Raw genomic sequence first — 14,527 nt, forward strand, 5'->3', positions numbered from 1 at the left:
TTCAAACAAACCGGCTCACCAGCTCCACAACGTGCCGTCGTGCTGCAGCCGGTTCACCGGCAGGTAGGCGCGCTGGTACGGGTACTTCGCGGCGAGCTTCTCATCGATCTCCACGCCGTGGCCCGGCTTCTCGCCGCAATGCATGAAGCCCTGCCTGAACACATAGTCGTGCGGGAAGACTTCGTCGGTCGCGTCGGTATGGCGCATGTATTCCTGCACCCCGAAGTTGGGCACCCAGGTGTCGAAGTGCAGCGCAGCGCCCATGCACACGGGTGAAAGATCGGTCGCGCCGTGGCAGCCGGTGCGCACCTGGTACAGGCTTGCAAAGTCCGCAATGCGCCGCAGGTGCGTGATGCCCCCCGCATGCACCACGGTCGCGCGGATGTAGTCGATCAACTGGTTCTGGATCAGGTCCTTGCAGTCCCAGACCGTGTTGAAGATCTCACCCACGGCCAGCGGCGTCGTCGTGTGCTGGCGGATCAACCGGAACGCCTCCTGGTTTTCGGCCGGCGTGCTGTCCTCCATCCAGAACAGGTGATACGGCTCCAGCGATTTGCCCAGCCGTCCGGCCTCGATCGGTGTCAGGCGGTGGTGCACGTCGTGCAGAAGGTGGATGTCCGGTCCCACGGCTTCGCGCACGGCTTCGAACAGTCGCGGCGTGTGCAGCAGGTATTTCTCGGTACTCCAGTCGTGCTCGCTCGGCAGGTCGGCGTCGGCCGGTTCATAGAACATGGTGCCGCGCCCCACGCCGTACACCTTCTCCAGCCCCGGCACGCCGCTTTGCGCGCGGATCGCCTGGTAGCCCATCTCCTTGTACTTGAGCACTTCTTCCACCGTCTGCGCGATGTCGCGGCCGTTGGCGTGGCCGTAGACCATCACACCGGTGCGGCTGCGCCCGCCGAGCAACTGGTAGAGCGGCAGGCCGGCAGCCTTGGCCTTGATGTCCCACAGCGCCGTGTCCACCGCCGCGATGGCGCTCATCGTCACCGGGCCGCGCCGCCAGTAGGCGCCCTTGTAGAGGTACTGCCAGATGTCCTCGATCTGATGGGCGTCCCTGCCGATCAGGCAGGGGATGACATGCTCGGTCAGATAGCTCACGACCGACAGTTCGCGCCCATTGAGTGTCGCATCGCCGATGCCGGTGAGCCCCTGGTCTGTCTCTATCTTCAGCGTGACGAAGTTGCGTCCCGGCGAGCAGACGATGACGCGTGCCGCTGTGATCTTCATTCGCTTGTCTCCCTGTTGAGTTGTTCCACCGCCGCCAGTACACCGCTCGCATGGATGCGCGCGAGCCAGTGCTCCACACGGGCCTGCCATGCATCGTTGCGCGCGATTGCTTCTCCCCACACTTCGACCAGGCTGCCGAGTGCATGCACCGTGCGCACGGCATCGCCCGCGTGCGCGAGTGCCAGCGCCTGGACGCGCTCGGCCATCGGGTCGAGCAGGGCGTAGGAATGTCCGTTCTCGCTCTCGCCGGTGCAATAACGCATCCATGCGGCGGCGGCGAAGGCGAGGCGCTCGAACGGCTGGCCCTTGCCGATCTGCCCGAGGATCGATGGCGGCCAGCGCTGCGGAATCTTCTGCGTGCTGTCGGTCGCTATCTGGTGCACGCTGTGCTTGAGCGCCGGGTTGGCGAAGCGCGCGAGCAGGGCGTCCCGGTACGCCTGCCAGTCGGGCCGCGTGACGTGCGGCGCGACTTCATGCGTCATGAGGCCGTGCACGAAGGTGTGTATCGCCGGCTGCGAAATGCAGTCGCAGATGACCGCCAGCCCTGCCACCGCGCCCATGCAGGCCATGGCCGTGTGGCTGCCGTTGAGCATGCGCAGCTTGGCTTCCTCGAAAGGGCGCACGTCGTCCACCACGTTCACGCCGGCGTCGGCCAACAAGTCGCCGTCGGCTGCGTCGACGAAGCGGCGCTCGATCACCCATTCCCAGAATGCCTCGGTGCCCAGCGCGCTGTCGTCCTTCAGCCCCAGCGACTCGCGTGCGGCCCTCAGGCGTTCGTCGGTCGCGGCAGGCACGATGCGATCCACCATGCTGTTGGGGAAGGCGCAGCGCTCACCGATCCAGAGCGCGGTTTCGGCATCGGGCGCGCCCTGTTCGCACAGCGCCTGCAGCTTGCGGCCGTTGCCGCTCAGGTTGTCGCACGATGCGATGGTGAGCCCCGGCAACCCTGCGGCGCGCCGCGCAACCAGGCCTTGCACGATGAGCGACGCGAGCCCGGGTCCGTAGCCCTTCTCGGTGACGGTGAGGGTGATCCATCGGGTCGATGGCGCGGCAATCGCCTGCACCACGCGTGGCGCTTCACGCGCAGCGACACAGGTTTCCACGATCGCCCCCGGAACCTGCCAGTGCGTGCCATCCCGGCTGGCGATCTGGACAGCATAGAGGCCGTCCTGCGCAGCGAGCGAATCAGCCACGTGCGTGCTGCGCATCGCCACACCCAGCACCGCCCACCGCGTGTCGCCGCGTGAGAGCAGGGCGTCGAACACCATGGCCTGGTGGGCGCGATGGAATGCGCCCAGGCCGAGGTGGACCACGCCGGGGATGAGTCCGCCGCGTTCGTAGCGCGGGACGGCTGCGCCGTTGGCGGCGGCGACATCGAGCGTGCGGTTCTGCAGTCTTTCCATGGGATGCGCTCGCCCGGTGCTCAATCGAATTGCAGCCCGCCGTTGAGGTCCAGCACCTCGCCGGTGATGAAGCCGCTCATCGGATGCGCGAGGAACAGCACGCAATGCGCGAGCTCTTCCAGCTCGCAGAAGCGCCCGACCGGGATCATCCGGCGCAACTCCGCCTGCCGCTGGGCGCTGACCTGCTCCGTCAGCATCTGCGTCTTGACGAAAGTGGGCGCCAGTGCGTTGCAGGTCACACCGAAGGGCGCGTATTCACGCGCAAAGCTGAAGGTCAGCGAGATCACACCGCCCTTGCTGGCCGCATAGGCCGGCAGTGGCGACAGACCACCCGTCTTCGCCCCGTACGAAGCGATGTTGACGATGCGCCCGAAGCCGCGTGACTTCATGCCCGGCGCGACACGCTGGCTCACATGGAACACGCCGTCGAGGTTGATGCGCAGCGTCTTGTCCCACAGTTCGGGCGTGGTCTGTTCGCAGTTGGCATATTGCAGGAAGCCCGCGTTGTTCACGCACACATCGATGCGGCCGAAGTGCGCCTCGATGGCATCGCAGGCGGCGTGAACCTCGTCGCGTGAGCTCACATCCATGCGCGTGCAGAAGAGCCGTTCGCCTGCTGCTTCGGCTTGAACCACCGACGTGTCGAGGTCCGTCGCCGCGACACGGTAGCCGGCAGCCAGCAGCGCCCGGACGGTTGCGAGTCCCATCCCCGCGTTGGCGCCGGTCACCAGCGCCACCTGGTCGTGGATGGCGGGCGCGGATCGCGGTTTCACCGCTGCGGGTGCGATGTCGGCGGTCGTCATGCGCTGTCCTCCACGGTCAGGCCGACCTTGGCGCCGGCTGCGACGATCTCGGCCCATGTCTGCGAATCCATCACGATGCCATCGCGCTCGCGTTGCGCACGGGCGGCAAGCTCCGGTTCACCGGCAATCTGCACGGCGTCGAATCCCGTGCCGGGTGGGCTCTTTTTCAGCCATTCGAGGAACGCCGCGGATTCCGATTCGAAAGCGGCCTGCGTGCCGAGGCGCCTGGGGTCGATGAGCACGCTGAGCATGCTGTTGTGCACCGCGCGCGCCGTGTTGGCCGGCTGGTGCCAAGTGCCGCCGCCGCTCAGCGCGCCGCCGAGCAGCTCGCATGCGATGGCCATGCCGTAACCCTTGTGCTCGCCGAACGCGAGGATGGCGCCGAACATCCCGCTCGGCGGCTGCGGCACCACCACCACGCCGGGGTCGGTGGTGGGTCGGCCCTGCGCGTCGATGAGGTAGCCCGGGGGGACTGGCTGGCCCTTGTTGTGGGCAACGCGCATCTTGCCCTGTGCAGCGCGGCTGGTCGCGAAGTCGAGGATGAAGGGCGCGCGCGGCTTCTCCGGCGTGCCCAGTGGAATGCCGATGCAGCACGGGTTGGTGCCGAAGCGGCCGTCACCGCCGCCCCAGGGTGCCACCACGGGTCTGGACATCACGTTCACGAAGTGCAGGGACACGAAGCCTTGCGCCGCCGCCATCTCGGCGAAATGGCCGATGCGGCCCAGATGGTGCGAGCGCGCGAGCGTCATGATGCAGCTGCCGTGCTCGCGCGTGCGTGCCATCGCCAGTTCCATCGCCTGCGGACCGGTGACCTGCCCGTAACCGTGCTGCGCATCGAGCGCGAGCAGCGCGCCGCTGTCGAGCGTGACCTTGACGCCGGTGTTGGGCTTCAGCCCGCCTTCCTTCACGGCGTCCACATAGCGCGGCGTCATGCCGGCGCCGTGCGAATCGTGGCCGCTCAGGTTGGCCATGACGAGGTTGTCTGCCACCTGCTGCGCTTCCTGCGCGCTGCTGCCGGCTGCCACGAAAATCTTCGAGAGGACGCTGCGCAGCCGCGCGGCATCGAGTGTGATGGAACTGCCTGCCATGGATCGCCTTGTCAACCGTCCTACATGACCGCGCCGACCTGCCAGGGCACGAACTCGCTCTGACCATAGCCATGCTTCTCGCTCTTGCTCTGCGCACCCGATGCGGTGGCCAGCACAAGCCGGAAAATGCGTTCACCCATCGCCTGGGTGTCCGACGTGCCGTCCACGATCTCGCCGCAGTTGATGTCCATGTCTTCCTCCTGCCGCTGCCACAGCGTGGAGTTGGTCGCGAGCTTCAGCGAGGGCGAGGGCGCGCAGCCGTAGGCGCTGCCGCGTCCGGTGGTGAAGCAGATCATGTTGGCGCCGCCGGCCACCTGGCCCGTGGCGCTCACCGGGTCGTAGCCCGGCGTGTCCATGTAGACGAAGCCGTGCGTATCGACCGGTTCGGCGTATTCGTACACGGCTTCCAGATTCGTCGTGCCACCCTTGGCCACCGCGCCCAGCGACTTCTCGAGGATGGTGGTCAGCCCGCCCGCCTTGTTGCCGGGTGACGGGTTGTTGTTCATCTCGCCCTGGTTGATCTCGGTGTAGTGCTCCCACCAGCGGATGCGCTCGACCAGCTTCTCGCCGACCTCGCGGCGCACGGCACGGCGCGTCAGCAAGTGCTCTGCACCATAGACCTCGGGTGTCTCCGACAGGATGGCCGTGCCGCCGTGCGCGACCAGGATGTCCACCGCCGCGCCGAGCGCCGGGTTGGCGCTGATGCCCGAGTAGCCGTCAGAGCCGCCGCACTGCAGGCCGATGGTGATGTGCGACGCGCTGCACGGCTCGCGCTTCACCGCGTTCGCGCGCGGCAGCATCTCGTGGATCAGCGCAATGCCCTTGTCCACCGTCTTGCGCGTGCCACCCGTGTCCTGGATGTTGAACACGCGCAGGTTCTCGCCTTCATGGAGGTTGCCGGTGGCCAGCCACGCGTTGATCTGGTTGGCTTCGCAACCCAGGCCCACCACCAGCACCGCCGCGAAGTTGGCATGCGTCGCATACCCGGTCAACGTGCGTTCGAGGATGCGCATGCCCATGCCGTCGCCGTCCATGCCGCAACCCGTGCCATGTGTGAGCGCGACCACGCCGTCCACATTCGGGTACGCCGCCAGCGCCGACGGGTTGGTCTGCCGCGAAAAATGGTCCGCGATCGCACGGGCCGCGGTAGCCGAACAGTTCACGCTGGTCAGCACGCCGATGTAGTTGCGCGTGGCCACGCGGCCATCGGGCCGTTTGATGCCCATGAACGTCGCCTCGCGTTTCGGGGGTGCCGGCTTCACGTCGGCGCCGAACGCGTAGTCGCGGTCGAAGTGCCCCTTGTCCGGGCCCATGTCCAGGTTGTGCGTGTGCACGTGCTCGCCCGGTGCGATCGGCTTGCTCGCGAAGCCGATGATCTGGTTGTAGCGCCGCACCGGCGCACCCTGGGCGATGGCGCGCACGGCGATCTTGTGGCCCGGCGGAACAAGGCCTTTCACTGGGACGTTCTCGACGCTGGTGCCCGAGAGCAGTTGCTGCCGCGCGATGACGACGTCGTCGGCGGGATGGAGTCGGATGAAGGGCGTCATTTCGTTCGTGGGAATAGTGGGATCAATAGAACATCTTCGGCAGCCACAGCACGAGCCTGGGGAAGTAGGTGATGATCGCCAGCGACCCGAGCAGCGGTATCAGCCATGGCAGGATGGCCATGGTCGTTCGTTCCACCGAAAGATTCGCCACCCGTGCAAGCACGAACAGCACCATGCCCATGGGCGGATGCAGCAGGCCGATCATGAGGTTCAGCACCATCACGAGGCCGAAGTGCACCAGGTCGATGCCCAGTTGCTGGCAGATCGGCACGAGGATGGGCACCAGGATCGTGATGGCCGCCGTCGGCTCCAGGAAGCAGCCGACGAACAGCATCAGCATGTTGGCCAGCAGCAGGAAGACCCAGGGTTCCTTTGTGAACGCGAGTACCCACGACGCAATGGCCGTGGTGACGCCGGTGGCCGTGAGCATCCAGCCGAAGATGCTGGCGGCGGCCACGATGAAGAGCACCGTGCTGGTGGTCTCCACCGTCTCCAGGCACACCTTCACGAACATGCGGAAAGACAGCGTGCGGTACCAGGCGAAGCCGAGGATCATCGCCCACACGCACGCGGCGATGGCGCCTTCGGTGGGCGTGAACACGCCCGTGGTCATGCCACCGATCAGCAGTACTGGCGTCATGATGGGCAGCACGGCCTGGAACCTGAAGAGCTTGTCGGCGACGAACAGGGCGATCAGTGCACCGATCACCGTGGCGTGCGGCGGGGCGCCGAGCCTGGCGATGAGCACCCACAGCGCGAGCGGCCAGCCGACCACGACGGCCGTCTCGACCAGCGCCTTGCTGATCTTGGCCCACGAGTAGCGGATGTCCGCGCCCCAGCCGTTCTTGTGCGCGAAATAGGCCACGGTGATCATCATCAGGATCGCCAGCAGCACGCCGGGCAGGATGCCTGCGAGAAAGAGTGCACCGACGCTGACGTTGGCCATCATTCCGTAGATCACGAAAGGCAGGCTCGGCGGGATGATCGGGCCCAGCGTGGCCGAAGCGGCGGTGACGCCGACGGCGAACTCCGAGCTGTAGCCGTGCTCCTTCATCGCCTTGATCTCGATGGTGCCCAGGCCTGCCGCATCGGCAATCGCCGTGCCGCTCATGCCCGCAAAGATCACGGAGCCGAGCACGTTCACATGGCCCAGGCCACCCTTGAGCCAGCCGACCAGCGCGAGCGCGAAGTTGTAGATGCGCGTGGTGATGCCGGCGTTGTTCATCAGGTTGCCGGCGAGGATGAAGAAGGGCACGGCCAGCAGCGGGAAGCTGTCGATGCCCGACACCATGCGGTGGATGACGACGAAGGGCGGCAGGTTGCCCGAGAAGAAGATGTAGACCAGCGACGCGCCGGCCATGGCCACGGCCACCGGGATGCCGGCACCCATGAAGAAAAGGAAGAGGATCTTGAGCATGGGGTCGAATCCTTCAGCGGTCGGCCATCGTGGTTTCGGGACGTTCCAGCACGCTGTAGCCGCGCTTCCAGTGGATGCGGGTGACGAGCACCGAACGCACCAGCATGGCGGCGAAGCCGATCAGGCAAACGCCGTAGACGATGTTCATCGGCAGCTCGACGATGGTCATCTTGTAGTTGTCCATCTTGCGCATCATCTCGATGGTGAGATACACGGCGGCCCCGAAGAACAGCGTGCGCGCGATGTCCACGCCGATCGCCATGACGCGGCCCATGGCCGCCGGCATGTAGCGGTAGAAGAAGTCCACCTGGATGTGGTTGTTCTTCGCGACACCGATCCCCGCACCGACGAACACCGTCCCGATCAGGAAGTAGCGCGCGATTTCCTCGGTCCACGCAGCCGAGTCGTTGAACACGTAGCGCGTGACGAACTGGTAGAACACCGTGAGCCCCAGCGCCCAGAACAGCGCGAGCGCAGCCCAGGCCTCGGGCGTCGTCTCCGAAAAATCCACGGCCTCGTCCTGCACATGGAACTCGCCGTCGTCACCGACGATTTTTTCAGTGTGGTTGTCGTCCATAAACATCCGCAAGAAGCAAACATGAAGCCCTCCCCCCGGAGGGGAGGGTTTGGGTGGGGGGAGGGATTACTTGATCGCCTGAATCCGGTCCCAGTCCTTCTTCTCGTAGCCCATCGTGCTCATGTCGATGGCCTTGACGATGCGGTCGCGGAACTCGTCCTTGTTCACATCGACGACGTTGATGCCCTTCTTCTTGAACTCGTCCACCAGTTCGGCTTCGCGCTTGCGGATCTGTTCGGTGGCACGCGCGGCGGCTTCCTGCATCACGTCGGTGAATATCTTCTGGTCGGCTGGCGTGAGCTTGGTCCACAGGTGCGGTGCGATCTGCGTGATCAGCGAGTCGTTGATGTGGCCGGTCAGGATGATGTTCTTCTGCACTTCGAAGAATTTCTTGGCTTCGATGGTGGGCAGCGGGTTCTCCTGCGCGTCCACGGTGCCGTTCTGCAGCGCCAGGTAGACCTCGGCGAAGGCGATCGGCGTGGGGTTTGCGCCGCAGGCACGCGGCAGTGCCATGTAGGCCGGCACGTCGGGCACGCGCATCTTCAGGCCCTTCATGTCGTCGCACTTGGTGAAGAGCTTGTTGCTGGTGGAGTGGCGTGCGCCGTAGTAGGTAACGGCCGTCACCTGGATGCCGGTCTTGGCTTTGTAGCCGTCGGCCAGCTCCTTGAACACGTCGCTCTTGGCAAACTTCAGCAGGTGGTCCGCGTCGCGGAAGGTGTACGGGTAGTAGCCCACGCCGATGCGCGGAAAGCTGCGTGCCGCGAACGACGCGCCCGAGATGATGATGTCCACGGTGCCCAGCTGCAGGCCCTGGTTGATGTCCGACTCCTTGCCCAGCGTGGAGGCCGGGAACACCTGGATGTCGTAGCGGCCGCTGGTGCGCTTCTTGATCTCGTCGGCGGCCCACACCGAGGCGGTGTGGTAGGGCTCCGACGTCTCGTAGACGTGCGCCCATTTGAGTTTGGTCTGGGCCGTGGCCAGCGGGCTGGCGACCACACCCATCAGCAGCGCGCAGGCCGCCAGGGTCTTCAGTGCATAGCGTTTCGATTGCATGGTTTTGTCTCCGTGTCGTTGAATTGAAGTTGCTGGCCTAGGAACGCTTCGCGCGGCGCCAGCTCGCGCTGAATCTCTGGTGTGACTTGTCCATGTGGGTGTGCATGGCCGCGCGCGCGGCCTCGCCGTCCTTCGCGCGGATGGCCTGCAGGATGGCTTCGTGCTCGGCGATGGCGGCGCGCCACGACTGCTCGGTCTCGAAGTAGCCGCCCAGGCGCGTGAAGATGGGTCCGCGGCGCGAGTCCCAGAAGCTCTGTACTGTTTCAACCAGCACCACGTTGCCGCTCGCCTGCACGATGGCGGAGTGGAATGCGCGGTCGCCGTCCAGCGGCAGCACACCCTGGTCCGCCGCGTCGCGCATGCTGTCGATGGCGCGGGCCATCGCATCGATGTCGCGTCGTTTGGCCTGCTGCGCGGCCATGAAGGCGATCTCGCCTTCCACGACGCGGCGCGCGCGGATGAGCTCGAGCGGACCCCATTCGTCACGCGCTGCTTCCGCGTGCCCGTTGCCGTTGAGGTGCCCATTGGACGCCCCGTTCCTGGCCTGCCGTTCGAGCACGTAAACGCCCGAACCGGTGCGAACCTCCACCCAGCCTTCCACTTCCAGCGCGATGAGTGCTTCACGCACCGAGGGCCGGCTCACACCCAATTGCTTGGACAGGTCGCGCTCGGCCGGCAACCGTTCGCCGGGCTTGAATTCGCCCTGCGTGATGAGCGCGCGCACCTGCTCGGCGATCTGCCGGTACAGGCGCTGGGGCTCGACGGTTTGAAGCGGCATGAGGAGAAACCAGAATTGGACAAGTGGTCAGACCAATTCAGAATGCCATGCCAAGCCCGTGCGCCACATCCGGCAAAACCCGGGGGCACAGAACAACACAGAACACAAGGAGACCGCAGTGAGACTCAAGGGCAAGACCGCGCTGGTGACGGCGGCGGGGCAAGGCATCGGCCGCGCAGCCGTGATGGCGATGGCGGCCGAAGGGGCGCAAGTCTGGGCGACAGACGTCAACCCGAAACTGCTGGACAGCTACGACGGCGTGCAGAACGTGCGCGCCGTCACGCTCGACGTGCTGGACAAGGCGGCGATCGGCAAGCTCATCACCTCCATCCCGAAACTCGATGTGCTGTTCAACTGCGCGGGCTTCGTGCACAACGGCAGCATCCTCGATGCCACCGACGCCGACTGGGATTTCGCTTTCAACCTCAACGTGCGGGCGCAGTACTGGGCCATCCAGGCGGCGCTGCCCGGCATGCTGGCCCATGGCGGCGGCAGCATCATCAACATGGCGAGCGTGTGCAGCAGCCTCAAGGGCCTGCCCAACCGCTTCATCTACGGGACATCGAAGGCGGCGGTGGTGGGGCTCACGAAGAGCGTCGCAGCCGACTTCGTGGCGAAGGGCATCCGCTGCAATGCCATCGCCCCCGGTACGGTCGATACACCTTCCCTCGGCGATCGCATCAATTCGTACGCGGACCCGGCAGAAGCCCGCAGGAACTTCATCGCGCGCCAGCCGATGGGGCGACTCGCGCAGGCGCACGAAATCGCGCCGATCATCGTGTACCTGGCCAGCGACGAATCGGTATTCGCCACCGGCCAGGTATTCTCGGTCGACGGCGGCATGATGATCTGAGCCGCAGCGCATCCACCAATCAAACCAACCGAAGGACAACAATGAAACTCGTACGTTATGGCAACCCGGGCAAGGAAAAGCCGGGCCTCATCGATGCAGACGGCAAGCTGCGCGACCTCTCCGGCGTCGTGCCCGACATCGGACCCGCGCAGCTCGGCGAGGCGGCGCTGAAGAAGATCGCGAAGATCAGGACCGACAAGCTGCCGCTGGTGCGGGGCAAGCCCCGCATGGGCTGCCCGGTGTCGGGTGTGGGCAAGTTCATCGCCATCGGTCTCAACTTCGCCGACCATGCCGCCGAATCCGGCGTGCCGGTGCCCAAGGAACCCGTGGTCTTCATGAAGGCCACCACGTGCCTGCAGGGCCCGGACGACGACGTGATGCTGCCCCGCGGTTCGGTCAAGACCGACTGGGAAGTCGAGCTCGGTGTCGTCATCGGCACCAGGGCGCGCTACGTCTCGCAGAAGGATGCGCTCAGCCACGTGGCCGGCTATTGCGTCGTCAATGACGTGAGCGAGCGCGAGTACCAGCTCGAACGCGGTCCGCAGTGGGACAAGGGCAAGGGCTGCGACACCTTCGGCCCGGTGGGTCCGTGGCTCGTCACCGCCGACGAAATCGCCAACCCGCAGAAGCTGGGCATGTGGCTCGATCTCAACGGCAAGCGCGTGCAGACCGGCAACACGAAGACCATGGTGTTCGGCGTCGCCAAGCTGGTGAGTTATGTCAGCCAGTTCATGACGCTCATGCCCGGCGACATCATCACCACCGGCACACCGCCCGGCGTCGGCCTGGGCCAGAAGCCGCCGCTCTATCTGAAGAAGGGCGACGTGATGGAACTGGGCATCGAGGGCCTAGGCCAGCAGAAGCAGACTGTGGTGGCGTTCAAACGCTGACGCGTAACAGTGCGAGCGGGTCATTTCCGGAGGGAGTGGCCTCGTTACAATCAGTTGCTTCAGGGTCAGGGCGGCTGTATCAGCCAGGTTGTCGATGTCCGCAAGTACAACATCGGGGCAGGGGGAAATCTCGGCGGCGCTGCGCGCCTACCGCAGCGTTTTCGTCATCGTGGCCTTGTTCAGCGCAGTGATCAACCTGCTGCTGCTCGTTCCTTCCATCTACATGCTGCAGGTCTACGACCGCGTGCTGCCCAGCCGCAACGAGACCACGCTGATCATGCTGACCGGCATCATGGTCGGTCTCTATGTTCTTTCCGGTCTCATCGAATATGTGCGCTCGCGCGTGGTCATCGCGCTGGGCGAACAGTTCGACCGGCGCCTCTCCGACCGGGTGTACGAAGCGGCCTTCCGGCGCGGCCTGCTTTCGCCCGGGCAGTCGGCCGGGCAGGCCGTGACGGACCTCACCAGCCTGCGGCAGTTCATGACCGGCAGCGCGCTGTTCGCCTTCTTCGATGCGCCGTGGTTCCCGGTCTACCTGGCCGTCATCTTCGCGTTCGACCCCATCCTCGGCTGGTTCGCGACGGCGGGCACCGTGGTCCTCGTGCTGCTGGCCTGGATCAACGAACGCATCACGCACGCGCCGATGCAGCAGGCCGCGCAGAACGCCATCGTCTCCGACAACCTGGCCACGAATACGCTGCGCAATGCGGAAGCCATCCACGCCATGGGCATGCTCGGCGGTGTACGCGCGCGCTGGCGCGACGTGCATCGTTCATTCCTGGCCAGCCAGTCCACTGCGAGCGAGCGCTCAGCCGGTGTCGCGGCGCTCAGCAAGTTCATCCGCATGACGGAGCAGTCACTGGTGCTGGGCATCGGCGCCGCGCTGGTCATCCGCAACGAGCTCACGCCCGGCATGATGGTGGCGGCCTCGATCCTGGCAGGCCGTGCACTCAGCCCGGTGGACCAGGTCATTGCCTCGTGGCGGCAGTTCTCGTCGGCACGCGGCGCCAATGCGCGACTGCGCGAGTTGCTGGCGCGGCATCCGGCGCAGACCACGGGCCTGCCGCTGCCGCAGCCCCGGGGCCAGGTGTCGCTCAAGGGGGTGAGCGTGGTGCCGCCGGGCCGCGAGTCACCGGTGCTCAAGGGCATCGATCTGGAGATCGCGCCGGGTGAAGTGCTCGGCGTCGTCGGTGCCAGCGGCTCGGGCAAGTCGAGCCTGGCGCGCGCGCTGCTTGGCATCTGGCCGGCGCAGGCCGGTGTGGTGCGGCTTGACGGCGCGGACATCCAGCAGCTCTCGCGTGATGCGATCGGCCCGAGCCTGGGCTACCTGCCGCAGGACGTGGAACTTTTCGCCGGCACCGTAGCCGACAACATCGCAAGGTTCGGCACGCCCGCACCTGAAGCTGTCGTGAGCGCCGCACAGATGGCCGGTGTGCATGACCTCATCCTGCGTCTGCCCAAGGGCTACGACACGGTGCTCGGTGATGGCGGTGGTGGCCTGTCGGGCGGGCAGAAGCAGCGGCTGGGCCTGGCGCGCGCCATCTATGGCATGCCGAAGCTGCTGGTGCTGGACGAACCGAATTCCAACCTCGACGACGCCGGCGAGATCGCGCTTCTTGCCGCCATGGCGCAGATGCGCCGGGCCGGATCCGCCGTCGTGCTGATCACGCATCGCGCCAGCACCCTGGCCGCGTGCGACAGGCTGCTGGTGCTGCACGAAGGTGCGGTGCAGATGTCGGGAACGCGTGCCGAAGTCATCGCGCAGATGGCGCAGGCCAACGCGGCGGCCAAGGCGAAGGCGCAGGCCGTGCAACCGGTACAACCTGCACAAGGGGTGCAGGCATGAGCGGGCAGCAGGCATCCGTGCAGGTTGACGATCGCGCCATCTGGCGCTTCATCTGGCTGGGTCTGTTCATCGTGGTGGCGGGCGTCGGAGGTTTCATCGCCTGGGCTTCGCTCGCGCCGCTGGACCGTGGCGTGCCGGTGTCGGGCTATCTTGTGGCCGAAGGCAATCGCAAGGCCGTGCAGCACCTGACGGGCGGCATGGTGGACCAGGTACTGGTGCGCGATGGCGATGTGGTCAAGGAAGGCCAGGTCGTCGTGAAGATGAACCCCGTGGCCGTGCAGGCCAACCTCAACGCGGCGCGCGAGATGACCGGCGGCCTGCAGGCGCAGGTGCGCGGCCTGCGCGCGTCCATCCAGTCGCGCCAGTCGCAGATGAAGCTGCTGGTCTCGCAGGCCGACAACCTCGATCAGCTGGCGAAGGAAGGCTATGTGCCGCGCAACCGCGTGATCGAGCTGCAGCGACAGGTGGCACAACTCGAAGGCGAAACAGCGGCCGACCAGGGCACGCTGGGCCGGGCGGAGCGGCAGATCGGAGAAGTGCGTGAGCGCACGATCCAGTACGAATTCGACCTGAAGAACCTCAATGTGCGTGCCCCTGTGGCGGGTGTCGTGCAGGGGCTCACGGTGTTCACGCAGGGCGCCATCGTGCAGCCCGGCCACAAGTTCTTCGACATCGTTCCCGAAGCGGCACCCCTGGTGGTCGAAGGGCAGGTGCCCGTCAATGTGATCGACCGCGTCCAGGCGGGCCTGCCAGTCGAGCTGATGTTCACCGCCTTCAACCGCACCAGCACGCCGGTGGTGCCAGGCCAGGTCACGGTCGTCTCGGCCGACCGCGTGGTGGACGAGCGCAGCGGCATTCCCTACTACCGCATGACGGCCATCGTGGACCGGCAGGGCGCGTCGATGCTGCAGGGTGTCGAGCTGAAAGCCGGCATGCCGGTGGATATCTTCGTGAAGACCGGCGAGCGAACGCTCATGAGCTATCTCTTCAAACCGCTGGCCGACCGGGTGCATGGGGGCCTGCGTGAGGAATAGCGCGCGGCCCT

At 65.9% G+C, this 14,527-nt stretch carries 13 protein-coding genes; 4 read left to right on the plus strand and 9 right to left on the minus strand.

The window, feature by feature from the left end; genetic code table 11:
• Positions 1-15 precede the first annotated feature (15 nt).
• From manD to ACO2Q9_RS13230, 9 genes are all read right to left on the minus strand, one after another.
• A complete protein-coding gene (manD, locus tag ACO2Q9_RS13190; protein WP_423312071.1) occupies positions 16-1,227 on the minus strand; it encodes a D-mannonate dehydratase ManD in 1,212 nt (403 codons plus the stop codon).
• Complete coding sequence (locus ACO2Q9_RS13195) at positions 1,224-2,630, minus strand: mannitol dehydrogenase family protein (RefSeq protein WP_423312073.1); 1,407 nt, start codon at positions 2,628-2,630, stop codon at positions 1,224-1,226. Before ACO2Q9_RS13195 ends, manD begins: the two co-directional genes overlap by 4 nt.
• A gap of 20 nt (positions 2,631-2,650) precedes the next feature.
• Positions 2,651-3,433, minus strand: a complete 783-nt coding sequence (locus tag ACO2Q9_RS13200; RefSeq protein WP_423312075.1) for an SDR family NAD(P)-dependent oxidoreductase — start codon at positions 3,431-3,433, stop codon at positions 2,651-2,653.
• Positions 3,430-4,521: a malate/lactate/ureidoglycolate dehydrogenase gene (locus ACO2Q9_RS13205; RefSeq protein WP_423312077.1), complete on the minus strand. Its 1,092-nt coding sequence runs from the start codon at positions 4,519-4,521 to the stop codon at positions 3,430-3,432. Before ACO2Q9_RS13205 ends, ACO2Q9_RS13200 begins: the two co-directional genes overlap by 4 nt.
• 20 nt (positions 4,522-4,541) lie before the next feature.
• Positions 4,542-6,068, minus strand: coding sequence for a UxaA family hydrolase (locus tag ACO2Q9_RS13210; protein WP_423312079.1), 1,527 nt, complete (start codon positions 6,066-6,068; stop codon positions 4,542-4,544).
• Between the two features lie 22 nt (positions 6,069-6,090).
• The gene (locus tag ACO2Q9_RS13215; RefSeq protein WP_423312081.1) at positions 6,091-7,485 is read right to left on the minus strand and encodes a TRAP transporter large permease; all 1,395 of its coding nucleotides are present in this window, start codon (positions 7,483-7,485) and stop codon (positions 6,091-6,093) included.
• A gap of 13 nt (positions 7,486-7,498) precedes the next feature.
• Positions 7,499-8,062 carry a TRAP transporter small permease gene (locus ACO2Q9_RS13220; protein ID WP_423312083.1) on the minus strand — a complete coding sequence of 188 codons (564 nt, stop codon included), beginning with the start codon at positions 8,060-8,062 and terminating at the stop codon, positions 7,499-7,501.
• Between the two features lie 66 nt (positions 8,063-8,128).
• A complete protein-coding gene (locus ACO2Q9_RS13225; protein ID WP_423312085.1) occupies positions 8,129-9,115 on the minus strand; it encodes a sialic acid TRAP transporter substrate-binding protein SiaP in 987 nt (328 codons plus the stop codon).
• Positions 9,116-9,152: 37 nt separating this feature from the next.
• Complete coding sequence (locus tag ACO2Q9_RS13230) at positions 9,153-9,893, minus strand: FadR/GntR family transcriptional regulator (protein ID WP_423312087.1); 741 nt, start codon at positions 9,891-9,893, stop codon at positions 9,153-9,155.
• Positions 9,894-10,011: 118 nt separating this feature from the next.
• Here ACO2Q9_RS13230 and ACO2Q9_RS13235 point away from each other — a divergent pair, with 118 nt between their 5' ends.
• The 4 genes from ACO2Q9_RS13235 (at position 10,012) to ACO2Q9_RS13250 (ending at position 14,516) form a co-directional block, all read left to right on the plus strand.
• A complete protein-coding gene (locus ACO2Q9_RS13235; protein ID WP_423312089.1) occupies positions 10,012-10,746 on the plus strand; it encodes an SDR family oxidoreductase in 735 nt (244 codons plus the stop codon).
• A gap of 41 nt (positions 10,747-10,787) precedes the next feature.
• Entirely contained in the window at positions 10,788-11,636 is an 849-nt protein-coding gene (locus ACO2Q9_RS13240; protein WP_423312091.1) for a fumarylacetoacetate hydrolase family protein, read from the plus strand.
• A 94-nt stretch (positions 11,637-11,730) separates the two neighbouring features.
• Positions 11,731-13,482, plus strand: a complete 1,752-nt coding sequence (locus tag ACO2Q9_RS13245) for a type I secretion system permease/ATPase (RefSeq protein ID WP_423312093.1) — start codon at positions 11,731-11,733, stop codon at positions 13,480-13,482.
• Complete coding sequence (locus tag ACO2Q9_RS13250; protein WP_423312095.1) at positions 13,479-14,516, plus strand: HlyD family secretion protein; 1,038 nt, start codon at positions 13,479-13,481, stop codon at positions 14,514-14,516. The genes ACO2Q9_RS13245 and ACO2Q9_RS13250 overlap by 4 nt, the downstream gene beginning before the upstream one ends.
• The last annotated feature ends 11 nt before the right edge of the window (positions 14,517-14,527 follow it).

Origin of the sequence: Variovorax sp. VNK109, from assembly GCF_049445855.1 — a bacterium.
GTDB lineage: Bacteria > Pseudomonadota > Gammaproteobacteria > Burkholderiales > Burkholderiaceae_C > JAGOCV01.

Bases quoted from the DNA above. Each gene is read 5' to 3' on its own strand.
- ACO2Q9_RS13230 (WP_423312087.1), bottom strand. From the start codon at position 9,893: ATGCCGCTTCAAACCGTCGAGCCCCAGCGCCTGTACCGGCAGATCGCC.
- ACO2Q9_RS13225 (WP_423312085.1), bottom strand. From the start codon at position 9,115: ATGCAATCGAAACGCTATGCACTGAAGACCCTGGCGGCCTGCGCGCTG.
- ACO2Q9_RS13240 (WP_423312091.1), top strand. From the start codon at position 10,788: ATGAAACTCGTACGTTATGGCAACCCGGGCAAGGAAAAGCCGGGCCTC.
- ACO2Q9_RS13205 (WP_423312077.1), bottom strand. From the start codon at position 4,521: ATGGCAGGCAGTTCCATCACACTCGATGCCGCGCGGCTGCGCAGCGTC.
- ACO2Q9_RS13220 (WP_423312083.1), bottom strand. From the start codon at position 8,062: ATGGACGACAACCACACTGAAAAAATCGTCGGTGACGACGGCGAGTTC.
- ACO2Q9_RS13200 (WP_423312075.1), bottom strand. From the start codon at position 3,433: ATGACGACCGCCGACATCGCACCCGCAGCGGTGAAACCGCGATCCGCG.
- ACO2Q9_RS13245 (WP_423312093.1), top strand. From the start codon at position 11,731: ATGTCCGCAAGTACAACATCGGGGCAGGGGGAAATCTCGGCGGCGCTG.
- ACO2Q9_RS13195 (WP_423312073.1), bottom strand. From the start codon at position 2,630: ATGGAAAGACTGCAGAACCGCACGCTCGATGTCGCCGCCGCCAACGGC.
- ACO2Q9_RS13250 (WP_423312095.1), top strand. From the start codon at position 13,479: ATGAGCGGGCAGCAGGCATCCGTGCAGGTTGACGATCGCGCCATCTGG.
- manD (WP_423312071.1), bottom strand. From the start codon at position 1,227: ATGAAGATCACAGCGGCACGCGTCATCGTCTGCTCGCCGGGACGCAAC.
- ACO2Q9_RS13215 (WP_423312081.1), bottom strand. From the start codon at position 7,485: ATGCTCAAGATCCTCTTCCTTTTCTTCATGGGTGCCGGCATCCCGGTG.
- ACO2Q9_RS13210 (WP_423312079.1), bottom strand. From the start codon at position 6,068: ATGACGCCCTTCATCCGACTCCATCCCGCCGACGACGTCGTCATCGCG.